The 17,490-nt window shown below is 66.0% G+C and carries 15 protein-coding genes; 12 read left to right on the top strand and 3 right to left on the bottom strand.

Going from position 1 to position 17,490, the window contains the following annotated elements:
- Positions 1-89: 89 nt before the first annotated feature.
- Positions 90-1,811 (top strand): gamma-glutamyltransferase, encoded by a 1,722-nt coding sequence (gene ggt / locus AAIL17_RS13585; RefSeq protein ID WP_424683387.1) that lies wholly within the window; start codon positions 90-92, stop codon positions 1,809-1,811.
- Positions 1,812-1,941: 130 nt separating this feature from the next.
- Here the strand turns inward: ggt and AAIL17_RS13580 are convergent, their stop codons facing one another.
- Entirely contained in the window at positions 1,942-2,532 is a 591-nt protein-coding gene (locus AAIL17_RS13580) for an NADPH-dependent FMN reductase (RefSeq protein ID WP_424683386.1), read from the bottom strand.
- A 672-nt stretch (positions 2,533-3,204) separates the two neighbouring features.
- Positions 3,205-3,582, bottom strand: coding sequence for a hypothetical protein (locus tag AAIL17_RS13575; protein WP_424683385.1), 378 nt, complete (start codon positions 3,580-3,582; stop codon positions 3,205-3,207).
- Positions 3,583-3,978: 396 nt separating this feature from the next.
- On the opposite strand from AAIL17_RS13575, the gene AAIL17_RS13570 reads away from it, so the two are divergent.
- The 8 genes from AAIL17_RS13570 (at position 3,979) to AAIL17_RS13535 (ending at position 13,526) form a co-directional block, all read left to right on the top strand.
- The gene (locus tag AAIL17_RS13570; RefSeq protein ID WP_424683384.1) at positions 3,979-6,333 is read left to right on the top strand and encodes an FG-GAP-like repeat-containing protein; all 2,355 of its coding nucleotides are present in this window, start codon (positions 3,979-3,981) and stop codon (positions 6,331-6,333) included.
- A gap of 215 nt (positions 6,334-6,548) precedes the next feature.
- A complete protein-coding gene (locus tag AAIL17_RS13565; protein WP_424683383.1) occupies positions 6,549-7,262 on the top strand; it encodes a DoxX family protein in 714 nt (237 codons plus the stop codon).
- A 135-nt stretch (positions 7,263-7,397) separates the two neighbouring features.
- A complete protein-coding gene (locus AAIL17_RS13560; RefSeq protein ID WP_424683412.1) occupies positions 7,398-8,942 on the top strand; it encodes an alpha/beta hydrolase in 1,545 nt (514 codons plus the stop codon).
- Positions 8,939-9,199 carry a hypothetical protein gene (locus tag AAIL17_RS13555; protein ID WP_424683382.1) on the top strand — a complete coding sequence of 87 codons (261 nt, stop codon included), beginning with the start codon at positions 8,939-8,941 and terminating at the stop codon, positions 9,197-9,199. Before AAIL17_RS13560 ends, AAIL17_RS13555 begins: the two co-directional genes overlap by 4 nt.
- Before the next feature lie 65 nt (positions 9,200-9,264).
- A complete protein-coding gene (locus AAIL17_RS13550; protein WP_424683381.1) occupies positions 9,265-9,846 on the top strand; it encodes an STM3941 family protein in 582 nt (193 codons plus the stop codon).
- A gap of 159 nt (positions 9,847-10,005) precedes the next feature.
- A complete protein-coding gene (locus AAIL17_RS13545; RefSeq protein WP_424683380.1) occupies positions 10,006-12,351 on the top strand; it encodes an FG-GAP-like repeat-containing protein in 2,346 nt (781 codons plus the stop codon).
- A gap of 52 nt (positions 12,352-12,403) precedes the next feature.
- The gene (locus tag AAIL17_RS13540; RefSeq protein ID WP_424683379.1) at positions 12,404-12,829 is read left to right on the top strand and encodes a hypothetical protein; all 426 of its coding nucleotides are present in this window, start codon (positions 12,404-12,406) and stop codon (positions 12,827-12,829) included.
- Positions 12,830-12,905: 76 nt separating this feature from the next.
- Positions 12,906-13,526, top strand: a complete 621-nt coding sequence (locus AAIL17_RS13535; protein ID WP_424683378.1) for a DUF1294 domain-containing protein — start codon at positions 12,906-12,908, stop codon at positions 13,524-13,526.
- Positions 13,527-13,593: 67 nt separating this feature from the next.
- Here AAIL17_RS13535 and AAIL17_RS13530 read toward each other — a convergent pair whose 3' ends face one another.
- Positions 13,594-13,839, bottom strand: coding sequence for a hypothetical protein (locus tag AAIL17_RS13530; RefSeq protein WP_424683377.1), 246 nt, complete (start codon positions 13,837-13,839; stop codon positions 13,594-13,596).
- A 204-nt stretch (positions 13,840-14,043) separates the two neighbouring features.
- Here AAIL17_RS13530 and AAIL17_RS13525 point away from each other — a divergent pair, with 204 nt between their 5' ends.
- The 3 genes from AAIL17_RS13525 (at position 14,044) to AAIL17_RS13515 (ending at position 17,479) form a co-directional block, all read left to right on the top strand.
- Positions 14,044-14,721: a lysostaphin resistance A-like protein gene (locus tag AAIL17_RS13525; RefSeq protein WP_424683376.1), complete on the top strand. Its 678-nt coding sequence runs from the start codon at positions 14,044-14,046 to the stop codon at positions 14,719-14,721.
- 321 nt (positions 14,722-15,042) lie between these two features.
- A complete protein-coding gene (locus AAIL17_RS13520; protein ID WP_424683375.1) occupies positions 15,043-16,851 on the top strand; it encodes an amidase in 1,809 nt (602 codons plus the stop codon).
- A gap of 298 nt (positions 16,852-17,149) precedes the next feature.
- Positions 17,150-17,479, top strand: a complete 330-nt coding sequence (locus tag AAIL17_RS13515) for a SecDF P1 head subdomain-containing protein (RefSeq protein ID WP_424683374.1) — start codon at positions 17,150-17,152, stop codon at positions 17,477-17,479.
- Positions 17,480-17,490: the final 11 nt, after the last annotated feature.

Here is a 17,490-nt window from a genome sequence, read left to right as displayed (position 1 = left end):
CCAGCCCACGCCCTGCACACGCCGCCACCACGCCAGCCATTCACGCCGCATCGCCCCGCTCCAACCGATGGAGGCGCCACGTCCTGTGCGTGGCCACGCTGGCAGCGTTGAGCGCACCGGTCTTCGCCCAGCAGATCAACCCGGACGAGACCGGCCGTGAGCCCGTCAACACCCGGGCAGCACTGCAGAGCGCCAGGCCGGTCACTGCCAAACACGCCATGGTGGTCAGTGCTCAGCACCTGGCCACGATGGTGGGCGTGGATATTCTCAAGCGCGGCGGCAATGCCGTGGACGCTGCCGTGGCGGTCGGGTTTGCCGAAGCGGTGGTGCACCCGTGCTGCGGCAATATCGGCGGCGGTGGGTTCATGAACATCCACCTCAAGGACGGTCGCAACCTGTTCCTCAATTTCCGCGAAAAGGCACCCGCGAAAGCCACGCCGACGATGTTCCAGGATGCCGACGGCAAGGTCGTCGAGGGGCGCAGCACCGACGGCTATCTCGGCGTGGGCGTGCCAGGCACGGTGATGGGGTTCGATACGGCGCTGAAGGCCTACGGCACGATGTCGCTGCAGGAGGTCATCGCGCCAGCCATCAAGCTGGCCCGCGACGGCTACGTGCTCGAACAAGGGGATGTCGACAGCCTCGATTCGAGCACCCGCGGCTTTGCGAAGCATGCCAACGTGGCGGCGATCTTCCTCAACCATGGCAAGCCCTTCAAGGTCGGCGAGCGGCTGGTGCAGAAAGACCTTGCGCGCACACTGGAGCGCATCGCCAAGGGCGGGCCCAAGGCGTTCTACGAAGGTCCGATCGCCCATGCCGTAGTCAAGGCCAGCGACGCCAACGGCGGCATCCTGTCGCTGCGCGACTTTGCCGACTACACCGCGCAGTGGGAAAAGCCGATCCAGTGCGAGTACCACGGCTACACCGTGGTGTCGGCGCCACCGCCGAGCTCGGGCGGCACCACGCTGTGCCTGATCCTGCAGATCATCAAGCCCTATCCGCTGGCGAAGTGGGGTTACGGCTCGGTCAACAGCGTGCACTACCTGGTCGAGGCGGAGCGTCGTGCCTTTGCCGACCGCAACACCTACCTGGGCGATCCGGCCTTCGTACACAACCCGATCGACACGCTGCTGTCGGACGCACACGCGGCGAAGCTTCGCGCCACCATCAAGCCGGACAAGGCCACACCGTCATCCGAGGTCCAGGGCAGCCTCGGCGCACCCGAAGGCCATCACACCACGCACTACTCGGTGGTGGACAAGGACGGCAACGCCGTCGCAGTGACCTACACGGTCAACTTTCTGTTCGGCAACAAGCAGATCGCCGGCGATACCGGCTTCTTCCTCAACGACGAAATGGACGACTTCACGGCCAAACCGGGCGTCGCCAACGGGGCCGGGCTGGTGCAGGGCGTGATCAACCAGGTCGAGCCGGGCAAGCGACCGTTGAGCTCCATGACGCCGACCATCGTGTTGCGCGACGGCAAGCCGTTCATGCTCACGGGCAGCCCCGGCAGCGCCACCATCATCTCGTCCACGCTGGAGAGCTTCCTCAACGTGGTCGACTTCGGCATGAACATGCAGCAGGCGGTCAATGCGCCACGTTTGCACCAGCAGTGGTATCCGGACGTCGTCTACGCCGGCCAGGGCCTGCTCACGCCCCAATCGCAGCAGGCCCTGGAAGCCATGGGCTACCGGTTCGAGTCGTTCAGTGGCGGCGCGGTCGAGGCGATCCGTCGCAACCCAGCCACCGGCCTGCTCGAAGGTGCCAATGACCCGCGCCGTCCAGCCGGCCTGGCGGCGGGCTACTGATCAGGCCATCGCACAGGCTTGGCACGGCAGCGTCCCCGACATCGCCAGAAACCGGGTCAAATGACAAAACCGGGCAAGGCCCCTTGTTAATGACCCGCATTCTTGCGTTGCCGTACCCGCGTTCGAAGCTTCAATACGGCGGCGCCTTGCGCTGGCGTTGGGCCTTGGCTGCTTCGACCCACCAGTCGAGGTCGTCGGCGAAACGTGCAAACGACCGGTCGAGGAACTTGCCCGCTTCCCCCAGGGGCTCGCCGCCGGCATCGAGCGTCTGCGCGATGGGGCCCACGGTCACCGTGCTGGAGATGACGACCATGCCCATCTCCGAGAGCGTGCCGTGCCAGTGCAGGTTCGAGCGGGCGCCGCCGATCCGGCCGGCGGAGTAGCTGACGATGCCGGCCGGACGCCAGAACCATTCCTCCAGGAAGTGATCGGTCAGGTTCTTCAGGCCCGGCTGCACGCCCCAGTTGTACTCGCCGGTGACGAACACGAAGCCGTCCGCCGCGCGAATCTGCTGCGCGAGGTTTTCCATTGCCGCCGGCGCCTCGCCGGGCGGGTATTCCTTGTACATCCGATCGAGCATGGGCAGGCCGACGCGCTGCGCATCGATCAGTTCCGCGTCGGTACCGCGCGCGGCCAGCCCGCGCGTCACGTACTCGGCCAGGCGGATGCCCGCGCGGTCGGAACGGTAGGAACCGTAGAACACGAGGACGCGGTTGGGCATGGCGGCAGCCGTGGCAGTCAGCGGGAGATGCGCATCATCTCACCGGGCCAACTGGACCGAAGGGGACGGAGGGAATTAAAAAAAAGGGGTCAGGTTCATTTTCTCGTACATCCGAAATGACCTCGTTACTTTTTGTCGGATCATGGCCCCTTCACCGATGCCGATAGGCTGCCTAGCTCGCCTCGTTCGAGCGCCTGGGCCAGGAAAGGAGCAGATGCAACATGAAGCCACAGCCCCACATCCACTGCCCCCTATGTCGTTGGGAGCCCGAGGCAAGTAGCCGCTGGTTCTGCGCGCCTTCCGAGCCGGGGGCCGGATGCGGGACGCGTTGGAACACTTTCTGGACGGCGGGCTGCTGTCCCGGGTGCGGACACTTCTGGGCGCGGACACAGTGCTTAAGCTGCAAGCAATCATCGCCTCACGAGGCCTGGTATCACTATCCGCCAAAGGATGAGTCGGAAAATTGTCGTGGCCGGGCACTGGAACGCGTCGATTGATCACCATGTTTCTAAATAAAGGGGACGTAAATAAAGGGAGGGTGGCTAATTAAATGTCGGCTTCGTCCGCCGGGGTTAATTTGCCACGTCTCCCTTGTCATCCGCTAGCAGCAGCGACAACGCAGGACGGCGCAGGATCCTTACGGCGCCGCCCCGTTGTCCCAGCCTGGACGCCTTACCCGGCGGTCCTGACCTCGGCGCCGCTGCCGTGCGTTCGCGGCCCGATCGGACCGTTCTGGTCGACACCCACAAAGCCGGCCTCGTTGCCCAGTGTGTTGACTGCGCGCGCCAGGCGGGCGTAGGCCTCGTTCTTGAGGCGCGTCGAGCCTTCGCGGTCACCCATCCGGGTGGCCGCATGAAACATCGCCAACCCCTCCATGATTTCGCCCGAAGCGTGCTGCAACCACGAGCCCGCCTCGGGCGAGGTAGCCCGACTGGCTTGCGCCAGTATTTGCCCGTAGAAACTTTCCGGGCTCGGAATTACGTATTTCCACCACCATTTGGGTGTTCCTTCGAGACCCCAATCATCCCCTTGATACATGCTGCTTGCCATGGCACACCTCCGTCGGATAACAGCAGTGGGCGGGATGGTCCGGCGAATCGGGTGACGCCTGAGTGATCCGATAAAGCAAAAAAACAGCGTAACCCTTCAGTTTGCTTGCCGGGCGTCAACCAATGAGTCCGGTTAACGGGATCGACCTTTCAAGCGTCAAAAATAAAGCGGCGTGGCTAATTAAAATGCGCTTCGGCGCCGAAATTAATTTGCCACGTCCCCTTTTTCGTTTTCTGCCCGGCCCTGATTCCAAGGCGAGCCGGCAAGGCAGGGTTGATCTGGCGCGCTTCCTCTGGCGCCACGCAGCGTTACATGGGTAAAGCACAGGCATTACCATGGCACGCCGCCGAGCTCGCCTGTGGGGCGCTCCGACGTTCGGCCGCAGGGAGGTGGGAAATGGATCGAATCAAGGTCTGGGTGGTCGTACTTCTTCTTTCGCTCGGGGCCGGCGTCGCCCATGCGGATGGAACCTTCATCGCTGCGGCGAACCGCACCGACATGGTGTTCGACCAGGCGCGCAACGTCATCTATGTCGCCAACGGCGACCAGGTGTTGCGCTATGACGTAGCCAACCAGCGCCTGCTCGATCCGATCGTGCTGGGCGGACGGCTCAAGGGGCTCGACATCTCCCCGGACGGCAACACGCTTGCCGTCGCGGACGCGGCGGGCGTTGCGGATGCGGATGGTGACGTTCCCGAGGCCTGGGTCCACCTGGTGGACCTCGCCACGCGCACCGACCGGAAGGTGACGTTCCCGACCAGCGAGTGGGGCGAGTACGGCACCTACTCCGTCGCTTTCACCCACGATGGCGGGCTGCTGACCACCTCGAGCTATGCAGGTTCGGGGTGGGTATGGATGCGCCGGCTGGATCTGCACACGCTGACGTGGACGCTCCTGGTCTCGGTACGCCAGGACACCATGCTGTCCGCCAGTGCCGACGGCTCGGCGGTGGCCTTTGCCGAATCGAACATCTCCGACGGCCGTTGGGGCGTGTACTACCCGGCGACGAGCCAGGTCGTCCAGCGCCAGTGGTACACCGACGGAACCTCATGGCCCAACTACGAGATCGCGGCCAACGCCGATGGCAGCCAGTTCACCATACCGACCTACGGCGGTACGTTCGTCTATGACGCGCAGTACCAGAAAGCCGCAACGATCGGCGAATACGCCGCCGGTCAGCCGATCGGCCTTGCCTACGATCCGGTCAGACCGAGGGCCTACTTTCCATGGATGGGATCGAGCGAGGTACGCGTCTACGACATGCAGTCGATGCAACCACTCGGCAGCTACGATTTCGGCGACACGTTCGAGACCGTCGGCAACATTGCCTACGGCCAGGGGCGGACCCGGATATCGCCGGACGGCCAGTGGCTGATGGTCACGGTCAGCGGAGGCGTGCGTTTCCTCCGGCAGTACGACTCGATAACGACGGAGCGGGTGTCCGCGACCAGCGGTGGCGAGCGGGTGTGGATCACCTTGCAAAGCTCGGTACCCGACGCCCACTTCGACGTGGAAACCCCACCGGCGCATGGTCACGTGACCATTGAGGGCAACGTCGCCATCTACGCGCCGGTCGCCGACTACCATGGCGAGGATTCGTTCGTTTTCCGAGCGCATTACGGCCCGCTGTCGGCCACCGCCGTCGCCTCGATCACGGTCGATCCGGTCGATGGCCCTTATTCGCCCAAGGTCGCCTTCGAGACGCTGCCTGCCCTGCAGGCAGCCACGCCGATCCCGGGCAGCACACACGTGCCCGGCGACTTCAATGGCGACGGCACCTCGGACCTGCTCTGGTTCAATCCGACCACAAGCCAGGTCGGATACTGGCTGATGGCAGCCCGGCCGGGCCTCAGGCCGCCCGCCAGCATCTCCGCCACGCGTACGTACGCCGTGACTCCCGGCTATTTCGTCGGTGCCGCTGGCGACCTTACGGGTGACGGCTATGCGGATCTGGTGTTCACCAGCGCGTCCCGCGACCTGTGGCTCTGGACCAACAGTCGCACGGGCGGGTGGCGCTCGACCCGCATCGGCAGCTACCCCGACGCCTGGCAACTGGTGGGCGCCGGCGACATCGACGGCGACGGTTACGACGACCTGCTGTGGCTGGATCCGTCCGATTGCCAGTTTGGCTACTGGCTGATGAAAGGAGGCACTCGCAAGGCGAGCCGGACCGTCCCGGTCACCTGCGGTTACTACCCGCTCGGGATTGGCTACTACACCCCGGGCAAGCGACTGAGCATCCTCTGGACCAGCGGCATCAACGATCTCTATGTCTGGGACAGCGCTCCACCCAGTTTCCGCAGCTACAACCTGACCGCTTCACTGGCCGGCGCGTTGGGCGAGGAGGACATCGGCCATGTGTGGGCGATCGGCGGCGGCACTGCCGGCAAGGGCATAGGCTTCGAGAGCCGCGACGACGCAGGCGTCGCCAAGGGCGGGATCATCAACCGCAGCTTCGACCCGCAAGGTCGCGAGACCGCCCACACCGCGAGCATCCTGTGGACGGACCCGTCGGATGGCGGTTGGGCCGGCTCGGCAGGCTATCTGGTGCGCTCGGGAACCAAGGGCGGCACGGGTCTGTACGCAATCGACAAGATGGCACCCGCGCTTGGCACGGGTGGCTTGCCCACGTCGGATCCCACCGTGTCGGGCCCAGCGCCGATCCCCACGTACGGGCTCTGGGCATATCCCCAGGGCTGGTATGTGGTGGGCGCCCCGGCGAATGGCGCTGCGCCGCTTCCATGGAAATAGGTCAGGGCGAGACACGACGGGGTCGGGTTCAATTATCTAGCCAATGAAGGACGCAAGGGGTCAGGTTCACTTGTCTAGTCGGCCACGAGCGCTTTCAGCGAAGGCGGAAATCGCTCTTGGTCGGGCGCTGGCTGTCCGCCCTGGCAGGAGGCGCCGGTTTGCCGAGCGGGTGGAAACCTGACTACCTGCGCCCCTTCTCGCAGCAGGGAACCGTAATGACCGATACCGGAAGCTTCTTCGCCAGCATCGCCATCGGGGCGCTGGCTGCTTTCCTCCTGCTGCGTGCCCGCGATGATTCGAGCGGCCCCCGGTGGCTATCCCGCGGGTTCGCCGCGCTCTGCATGGCCGATGCGCTGGTCGGTCTGTTCGGGGTGATTGCAGTCACCCTCCACTTGTCCCCGTCAGCGGCGTTTTATCGCGCGATGATCGGCGGCACCGTGGCCGTCGGGCAGGTGATCGCGGGTTTCGCCGTCGGCGCTGCAGTGGCCCCGCTGGTCGGACGGCGGCCTGAAGGCGCGCGCATCGCTGCGTCAGCCGAACCTGCCTGGGTGACGATCGGCCTGGCGTGGTACGTGGCCTTGTCGTTTGCCGGCTTCGAGATCGGCAAGGCGGCGCACGATACACAGATGCGCCAGTTCTTCCTCGGATCGGGCTACACGGTGGCCTTCATGTATGCGGTGATGGTGCTGGAAATCATCGGCGCGGCTGGATTGTTGGTGGCGCGCCTGCGCACGGCGGCTGCCGTGCTGCTCGGGGCGCTCATGCTAGGGGCGATCGCCACCCATGCGCGCAACGGAGACCCGGTCACGGATTCGCTGGATGCCGTGCGCATGCTGCTGCTGGTCGCCAGCGTGGCCCTCCTCGATCGATTCCGGCGCGGTGCACGCCCACGGGGCGGAGCGCTCTCGAACGCTTATGTCGACAAGTGAATGCCTGGCTGGTCCGCAGACCGTGGGTCGCAAGCAACAACAAGAGTCCGGCCGAAAAGCGCCGGGCGTGGATTTTCGCTTAGAGTCGGCTCCATCCCGTCCCCGCAACACCCCTCGACCAAAGGAGTGCCTGGCATGCAGTGTGTTCTGCGGATGCGGTTCTGGAGGCATGTCCTCGTTGCATGGTGGGTCGCGATGCCGGCGTTCGCCGCGGCCGGGCACAAGGCCGGGGACATCGTGATCGAGCGGGGTACGGTCAAGTCCGAGGCCGGCGTTGAGGTGCCCTACGAGATCGGAACGCTCTATGTGCCCGAGAACCGCGGGAAGCCCGGCAGCCGTGTGATCGGCGTCGGCTTCGCGCGGATCAGGGCGGCGCGTGCCACCGGCGCGCCGCCGGTGTTCTGGCTGCCGGGCGGGCCCGGCCTGAGCGTGCTCGGCGTGCTCATCGACAAGGATGCGGCGGGCGCTTCGCGGTTGCGGTCCTGGCTGACCTATCGCGACGTCGGTGACCTGGTGGTGGTCGAGCAGCGCGGTTACACCCGCCGTGGCGAGATGCTGGTGGCGAAGCGCGCCGCCGTTCCGCTGGACCGGCCCGGTTCGGTCCAGGCGGATGTGCAGGCCATGCGCGCGCAGGCACGCGCGGCGGTCGCGGCGAATCCGGGCAAGGATCTTTCCGGCTATGACATCGGCGAGTTCGCTGCGGACGTGGACGATCTGCGCCGCGCGCTGGGTTACGAGCGGATCAGCCTGTTCGGCGGCAGTTTCGGCTCGCAATGGAGCCTGGCGGTGATGCGGCTGCATCCGCAGATCGTCGCGCGTGCCGTGCTGTCGAGCGTCGAGCCGCTCAACAACGGTTACGACATGCCCTCGCACGTCCTCGCCGCGCTGCAGCGCATCGCCTATGACGCGGACCGCGACCCCGGGCTCGCGCCCTATCTCCCCAGGGGCGGCCTGATGGCGGCGGTGCGCACCCTGCACCTGCGTTTCGCGGCGGCGCCCGTGCGCGTCCGGGTGCGCGACGGCGATGGGGCAATGCAGACCGTGGCGCTCGGCGCCGAGGATCTGCAGTTGGCGCTGCTTTCGCACACGCAGGAGGCCGAGCAATGGCCGGCCTTCATCCTCTCGCTCTACTACGGGCACTACGACGAGTGGGCGCGCGACGTCATCGACGAGCGCCGCGAGGGCACCACCACGCTGATCGGCCCGCTGTCTGACAGCAGCCTCGGGGTGACCGCCGCACGCGAGCACGAGTTGCGCACCGATCCGGGCGTGGAACTGCTCGGTACCTGGGATTTCGCGGCCAACATCGCCTCGGCGCCCGACTGGCCCACCCGCGACATGGGGGATGCGGTGAGGGAGCCGGTCGTGAGCCCGATTCCGGTCGTGTTCGTGCACGGCGACTGGGATACCTCCACGCCGATCGAAAACACGTTGGGTCTGTTGCCCTACTTCCCGAACGGCCACGCGATCCTCGTCCATCGCGCCGGCCACGACGGCACGTTCTACCAGTTGCGCGGCGAGCCGGCGGCCAAGGCGGCGGTCTACGCCTTTCTGCGGACCGGTCGCATGGAGGGCCTGCCGGTCGCCGTATCGGCGCCGCTGCCGACGTTCGCGTTGCCTTCCTTTGCGCCTCCGGCCAGAAAGGCCGGGGACGCGGTGTCCGACCAGGCGCCAAGGTGAAGGTCGAACCATCGACAAGCCCGCATCCGCCGCCGCGCCGGCAGACGGGACTGGTCGCACTCGGTACGGCGTGCGTGCTGATGGCACCGCACCTGGGCGTGTGCAGCCTATCCCTGCCAGCTCGACGCTTCGGTATCGCCAACGCACTGGTCTTCGCCGTGTTCGCCGCCGCCATCTGCTCGCATTGGCCGGCCAACTTCGGATATGCGATCGCCTTCCACGCCTGCGCCGACATGGGCGCATTCAGGGTGGAATAACGGGGGTCAGAGCCCTTTAACGCCATGTCACGTGCTTCTTCAAAAATGCGAGGGTTGAGTCAGCCATGTCAAGTTTGGCGAGCCTGCTTGCCGGTTCACTTCCAATCGAAGTGAAGCGGTCAATTCCGAAAACGTTTCTTTTTCTCGTTGGATGTGCCGCGTTCACGGCCATCGGCGCGTCCGTGTTTGCGTCCCATCGCGCCGCATCCCAAAGCGTGTGGATGGATGAGCTCGGCATGGCTTTTTTTGGTTTCGGTGGCCTGCTTGCCCTCGCCGTACTCTTCGATAACCGCCCTCGCCTCCTTTTAAACGAGAAAGGCGTATGGGTGAGAGGCTGGAAGGGCTGCCCGATTGCATGGGGCGACATCGAGCGCGCGTGGAAATATGAGCAAAACGTGCCGGTCCGCTTCGGGCAGGTCAAAGTGGATTACGTATGTCTTTCTCTCAAGGATGCCGACGCGTTTCGCGGTAGGCAGGGACGTATCGCCAGGTATGTTGCCGCCTACGGCCGTTCTCGGGGAATGGGAGATATCTACTTTTCGACCAAGGGCCTGGATGCCGATGCGGATGGATTAGTGCAAGCAATTCGGTCGCACATCGGCGGCACGAACCTACTTCCGGTAGAGAGCTTGTTGCCAGCCAGCTAATCCGGTCGCAAAAAAATGGGGACAGGAAACGCAGTTCAATTCCTGGCGACACTAAAAAAAGCGCCAAAACTCGGGTACGGCCCCAGGTTCGCACTACTATGGCTCGCCGCCGAGCTCGCCCATGGGGGGCGCCGACGCTTCGGTGGCAGGGGGCAGGACATGCATCGCTGGATCAGGGGCTGGATCGCGGTATTTCTTCTTTCGCTCGGCGCCGGGGCCGGGGTCGCCCGTGCGGATGGCACCTTCATCGCCGCGGCGAATCGCACGGACATGGTGTTCGACCATGCGCGCAATGTCATCTACATCGCCAACGGCGACCGGGTGTTGCGCTATGACGTGACAAACCAGCGCCTGCTCGCGCCGATCGTGCTGGGCGGAAGACTCTACGGGCTCGACATCTCGCCGGACTGCAACACGCTTGCCGTCGGGGATGGATCCGGCATGGCGCCGACGGCCTGGGTCCACCTGGTCAACCTCGCCACGCTCACCGACAGGAAGGTGACGTTCCCCGTCGACGGGACGAACATCGTCGGCGAGGTCGGCACCTACTCGGTCGCCTTCACCGGGGATGGCGGGCTCCTGACGACGTCGCTGTTCGTAGGCTCCGGGTGGGTGTCCATGCGGCGGCTCGACCTGGCAACGCTGCAATGGACGACGCTCGCCTCGGTGAATCAGGCCACCATGCTGTCGGCCAGCGCCGACCGCTCGGCAATCGCCTTCGCCGAGTCGAACAGTTCCGATGGTCCGTGGGGCGTGTACTACCCGGGGACTGGCCAGATCGTGCGGCGCCAGGGGTACACCGACGGTACCTCGTGGTTCAACTTCGAGATCGCAGCCAACCCGGACGGCACCCAGTTCGCTCTACCGACCTACGACGGTACGTTCGTGTACGACGCGCAGTACCAGAAGACGGCGACGCTCGGCGAATACGCCGCCGGCCAGCCCACTGGCGTGGCCTACGACCCGGTCAGGCCCAGAGCCTATTTTCCCTGGGCCGAATCCAGCGACGTGCGCGTCTACGACATGCAGACGATGCAACTGCTCGGAAGCTACAACTTCAACGACACGTTCGACCATACGGGCAATGTTGCCTACGGGCAGGGGCGGACCCGCATCTCGCCGGACGGCCAGATACTGATGGTGGCGGTCACCGGCGGTGTGCGATTCGTCCATTTGTACGATTCGATCGCGACCGGGCCGGTCACCGCGAACAGCGGGGGTGGCCAGGTATGGATCCCGCTCCACAGCACGATCCCGGACAGCGACTTCGACGTGGTGACCCCGCCGGCGCACGGCCATGTGACCGTGAGAGACGACATCGCCGTCTACGTCCCGGACGTGGGCTACGCAGGCGAGGATTCGTTCGTGTTCCGCGCCTATTACGGCCCGGTCTCGGCCACGGCGACCGCGACCATCACGGTCGATCCTGTCACTGGGCATTATTCGCCGAGGATCGCCTTCGAGACGCTGCCGGTCCTTCAGGCGGCTACGCCGATTCCTGGCAGTTCGCGCGTGCCGGGCGACTTCAACGGGGACGGCACATCGGACCTGCTCTGGTTCAATCCGACGACGAGCCAGGTCGGTTACTGGCTCATGCGGGCCAACCCGGACGCCGATCCCCCGGCCAGTCGGATCGGCACGCACACCTACAGCGTGACTCCTGGCTATCTGGTTGGCGCGGTGGGTGACCTGACGGGCGACGGGTACGCCGATCTGGTGTTCACCGGCGCCTCGCGCGATTTGTGGCTGTGGACCAACAACCGCGCGGGCAAGTGGCGCTCGACCCGGATCGGCAGTTACCCCGATGCCTGGCAACTGGTCGGCGCGGGTGATCTGGATGGGGACGGCTACGACGATCTCCTGTGGCTGGATCCGTCCGATTGCCAGTTCGGCTATTGGCTCATGCGGGGTGCGACGCGCAAGGCGGCCCACGTCACGTCCGTCGCCTGCGGCTACTACCCGATCGGGATCGGCTACTACACCCCCGGCAAGCGGCTCAGCATCCTCTGGACCAGCCCGTTGAACGACCTCTACATCTGGGACAGCGTCCCGCCCGGGTTTCGCAGCTACAACCTGACGTCGGCGTTTGCCGATGGGGGCGACCTGGATATCGGCCACGTCTGGGCGATCGGCGGCGGTGTCGCTGGCAAGAACATCCAGTTCGAGCGGCGCGACGATACGGACGCAGCGTTCGGCCGCGCCGTCTATCGCAATTTCGATGGCCTGGGTCGTCAGACCGGACTCACTGCAGACACCCTGTGGACAGGCCAGGTTCCGGCTGAGCGTGCGGCCTCGGCAGGCTATCTGATCGTGTCCGGAACGCATGCCGGTACGGGCCTGTACGAGCTGGACCGGACGGCACACCAGTTGGGCACCCGCGGCGTGCCGCTCCCCGGCTACACCGGCTCGGGCCCGACGCCCGTGCCGATGCTCTGGAGCTACCCGGTTGGCTGGTACGTGGTCGGCGCCCCGGCGAACGGCGCGGCCGTATTGCCATGGAAATAAGCGGTCGTTTCGATTAACCCGGACCGATGACCCACGCCTGGAGTGTGCGTCCATGTCTCCCCTGATCTTGCGAGCTGGTCGGGCTGAGGGTCCGTATTTGCCCGTTGTTTTTTGGATTGGCTTGTTTTTCGCTGCGGTATCGATTACGGGATGTGATCGCCGGGTGGCGGCTTGTGCTACCCGAAGCGGATTGGCGGAGCTACGTAAGCTAAAGGTGCCTCGCGCCGAAACCGACGCGATCAGTGCGTACAGGTCGGGCGACTACCGCCTTCTAGGGGTGTATGGCTTCGCATTCGAGGTGCCTGCGTACCGCGGTGATCCCTATGCGCATCCGGAGGCAATACGTGTGCTTGCGGGTACGGGTGACGCCTACTGCAATGCCGAGGAAGAGCAGCTCAATGCGAACGCACGGGCTTACGCGAAGAGATACAACAAAGCGATGCTCGCCGAATTGGCTGCCAGTCATCGAAACCAGTGACGGGGACGAAGCCGTGGCTGCGTAAGCTTCGTATGGGCTGGGCCGCCTGGTGAGCAGTGAATGGAAGGGGAGCAGGATGCGTTATCAGGGTCGCATTACGCGCTGGCACCATGGCCGCGGCTTCGGCTACATCACGCCCAACGGTGGTGGCGACGAGCTGTTCGTGCATGCCAAGGCGCTGCGTGGCTGGCGCGGGCAGCCTGCCGGTGGCGAGATCGTCACCTACGGCCACGCCCGTGATGGGCGCGGACGTCCGTGCGCTGCCGAGGTGAGGTGCGTGGACATGCGGCCTGCGCGGGTGGCGAGTTCGCGGCCGTCGGCGTCCGGTTTCGGCGGATGGTGGTTGCCCGCGGGCTTCCTGGTCGCGCAGGTAGGCGCGGCCATGTTCGGGCGACTGCCCTTGGTGGTGCCGGCGGCCTGCGCCGGGATGAGCGCGTTGACCTTCCTGGTCTACGCGCTGGACAAGTCTGCGGCGCAGCAGGGGCGGTGGCGCGTGCGCGAGCGATCGTTGCACCTGCTTGCGCTCGCCGGCGGATGGCCCGGGGCTTGCGCCGCGCAGGGGCTGCTGCGGCACAAGTCACGGAAGGCCTCGTTCCGGGCGCCGTTCTGGTTCACGGTGTTCGCCAATATCGCCTTCGTGTCGTGGCTGGCATCGTCGCGCGGCAGGGCGTTCCTGCATGCGCTGGTTCAAGGCTAGCCGGGAACGGCCCAGCAAGCCGGTCGCACCTTGACCAGCTTCCACGCCTGCGCCGGCATGCGCGCGTTTACGCCAATGCGCCTGGACTACCTGGGTCAGATGCAGCCGTGCCGCATATCGACTCCTGCAACTGGTGAGCGAATACGTCAGCCGCCCGCAGGGCCTGCTCTTCGGTCTCGAAGGGCTGGTCGGCACATTCCGGCAAATGATCGGCGATCTGGACGACGATCGTGTACTCGCCGTCATTGATCTTGCGGAGCCACGCGATGTAGGGGCCCAGTTCGGTGTACCGGTCGCATCTGTGAGTGCTCATGTGCAATCTCCCCGTGCTGTTCGGTGTAGCCATGGTGCGCGCCATACTCCGAGGGCAGCAAGCTCGGCGTGAACGGGTGGGCGTCGAGAAGTTGTGCGATTGCACCTCGCCGCAGCCGCGTGATGAGTAACGGCCCCGAAAAGGGGGGCTTCAGGGGTAAGTAAAGGGTGGCACCACTTGAGACGAGAACGCGGAGTATCGGCGATGATGCGCGACGTCCCTACCAGCTCGTCCGCCTGTTCGCTCGGGAAGACGGGCCTTATCGTGCTCGGGACCCTCGGCGTGCTCGTCGCGCCCCATCTGGGCGTGCCGATGGTGCTCTATCCGTGGTTCGGGCTCGGGTTGTGCACGGTGATGCTGCGCGGCCAGGGGCTGCGGTGGGCCGACACGGGGTTTCGCTGGCGTGGGCTGGGCATGGGTGCGGTGCTGGTGGGTGGACTTCTTGGTGTGCTCTATGCCGCGGTCAATTTCAGCCTGATCGGCCCTGTGCTCGCGCTCCTGCTGGGCGAACGACCGGACCTCTCCGACTTCGCCTTCGTGCGCGCGCATTTCTCCGGCTATTTGATCGCGCTGGCCCTGGCCTGGGTGATCGGCGGCTTCTATGAAGAGCTGGTGTTCCGTGGCTTCCTGCACACGTCGCTCATGCAGTACCTGCCGGACGGGAGGGTGCGGTCCGGCTTGGCGATCCTGCTGACAGCGCTGGCGTTCGCCGCCTATCACGCACAACTGGGCGCTTTCGGAGTCGCCAATGCGCTGGTGTTCGCGCTGTTCGCCGCCGGGGTGCGCTCCCGTTGGCCGGCCAACCTGTGGTACGTGATCAGCTTCCACGCCTGCGCCGACATGAGCGCGTTCACGCTGATCCGTTTGGGCTACCTGGGCTAGGCACGGTCCGGCAGCGAAGCTGCTGGCTCCGCCTGCAGTCTCTCCGATGGTTGAATCCGCGAACGGAAGGGGCTCAATAGAGGGGGAGACGAAGCGGTAAAGAGCAGGCCACCTTTGCAGCTCAAATGGATCCTGTGGCGCACGGGGCCCCGGCGTGAAGCCCTTGCCTTCCCGCACGGTTGCCTCCGCGCCCGCGCTTCGCCAAAGTGGACGAATGCTCCGATCGCCATCGGAGCCACGGCCGGCTCACGGATGCGCGGCCGACCCGTCTGTGCCGCCCCGCGGGCAGGAGCCTCCCGGTGCGGCCGTTGGGGGAACAGCATGAAGACGCGTCGCGATTTCCTCACCCAGGCGCCGCTGGGCGTGCTGGGTGCCGTGGTGGCTGGTCGTGCGGTGGCGCAGAACGGTGCAGCGCCTGCACAGAGCGCGCCGCCGCCGGGCTCGCCGGGGGCATTCAATACGGCGCCGCCGGTGGGACCGAAGCTGACCGTCGACACCTTCGCCGAGGCCGAGAAACTGGTGCAGGTGACGATGACCGAGGCGCAGCGGCAGATGGCCGTGGCCAACTGGTCCACGTCGATGGCGGCGTTGGTCGAGCGCCGCACCGGCCCGCGCAAGGTCGCCCTGGAGGAAGGTCTGGCGCCGGCCACCACCTGGTTCCCGGCGATGGGACGGGCACACGTCGGTCCCGCGCAGAACCGCTTCGCGCCGGTCGGGTTGCCGGCGGCGCCGCTGCCGGCGAAGGACGAGGACATCGCCTTCGCGTCCGTGGCCCAGCTCGGCGCTTGGCTGCGCGCGCGCAAGCTCACCTCCACGCGATTGACGAAGATTTACCTCGATCGCATCAAGCGCTTCGATCCGCAACTGCGCTGCGTGATCACGCTGTGCGAAACGCATGCGCTGGCGCAGGCGGCGCAGGCCGACAAGGAGATCGCCGCCGGCCGTTACCGCGGTCCGCTGCACGGCATCCCCTGGGGCGCCAAGGACCTGCTCGACACCGCCGGCATCGCCACCACCTACGGTGCCGAGCCGTTCCGCAACCGGGTGCCGAAGGAAGACGCGGCAGTGGTGCGCAGGCTCGACGAGGCCGGCGCGGTGCTGGTGGCCAAGCTGAGCCTGGGTGCGCTGGCGCTCAACGACATCTGGTTCGGCGGGCAGACCATGAACCCGTGGCTGCTGCAGGAAGGCGCCTCCGGCTCCAGCGCCGGCCCGGCCGCCGCCACGGCGGCGGGCCTGGTCGCGTTCGCGATAGGCAGCGAGACCCAGGGCAGCATCATCAGCCCATGCATGCGCTGCGGCACCACCGGCCTGCGCCCGACTTACGGCCGCGTGCCGCGCACCGGCGCGATGACGCTGTGCTGGACGATGGACAAGCTCGGGCCGATCGCCCGCTCGGTGGAGGACACCCTGCTGGTGCTCCACGCCATCGGCGGCCCGGATGCCGGCGACACGGCCAGCGTGCCGGCGCACCTGGACTACGAGGCCACTGCCCCGATCAAGGGCCTGAAGGTCGGCTACTTCCCGGACTGGATGAAGCAAGCGCCGGCCACCGGACTGGACCGGGCCGCGCTCGACCAGTTGCGCGCGCTCGGCCTGGTGCCGACCGAGGTGTCGTTGCCGGACTGGCCCTACGACGACCTCAACGTGCTGCTGTTCGCCGAGTCCGCCGCCGCGTTCGAGGAGCTCACGCTCTCCGGCGAGGCCGACCGGATGCGCGAGCAGACGCCGGATGCCTGGCCGAACCTGTTCCGCGAATCGCGCTTCCTCTCCGCGGTCGACTTCGTGCAGGCCGACCGCCTGCGCCGCAAGGTAGCGATCGAGATGGCACGCGTGATGGGCGAGGTCGACCTGCTGCTGGTGCCCTCGCTGCGCGACGAGATGATGGTGATCTCCAACATGACCGGCCATCCCTCGCTCACCCTGCGCACCGGCTTCGTCGACGTGGACCAGGTGCGCAGCGACTGGGCGCCCAATCCGGCGCATCCACGCCCGAAACTGTCCCGGCCGCACCGCGTGCCCTACGGCGTGACCCTGGTCGGTCGGTTGTTCGAGGAAGGCACGCTGGCCCGCGTCGGTCGCGCGCTGGAGGCGAAGGCCGGGGTGGTTGGGGAGCGGCCGCCGGGATTCTGATCCGGTGTATGGCCGATAAGACCTGGGGGAAGGGGATGTGCCGGCGTCCCAGGGCCGAGTACGTTGCGGGAGGACGGCAGACGCGTGTTCGTTGTTCGATCCTGGGTCTGGTGAGTGGTTGAAAAGGGGAATGGGAGTGTCAAGAATCGTCGGCGCGCTTGCTGTGTTTTTCACGCTCTGCCTGGTCGGTTGCGACACGGGTGGAGCGGCTTACCGTGCACGGGAAGGACTCAGGTTCCGACAGGGGTCCCTCGATGCGGTACCCGGATGGAGCCAGGTTCGGACCCCCACCGGAACGGTGTATCTCGATCCCGATGTGGTCCTTGGCTCGAGGGATATCGAGTACGTGCAGGACGGAGGCTGTTCCGGAGGCGCTTGCCACGTCAACTTCCGGTTCACTGCCAACGGTGCGCGCCGCATGGCTCGCTTCAGTACGTCGCACATCGGGCGCTACCTGGCGATCGTCGTGGACGACAAGGTCGTTACGGTCGCCTCTATCGCGGCTCCGATGACTGACTCCCTTCAAGAAACCTTGAGTTCCCGGCAGGAGGCTGAGGATCTGCTGCGCGAGGTTGCCGTCCGCCCGCAAAGCGGTGCCGAGTCCGGAAAGGGCGGCAGATCCATCTAGGTGCCCGCCGA

The sequence above is a fragment of the Frateuria sp. YIM B11624 genome, assembly GCF_049727805.1.
Taxonomy (GTDB): domain Bacteria; phylum Pseudomonadota; class Gammaproteobacteria; order Xanthomonadales; family Rhodanobacteraceae; genus Frateuria_A.
This window is presented reverse-complemented; position numbering and strand designations above follow the sequence as displayed.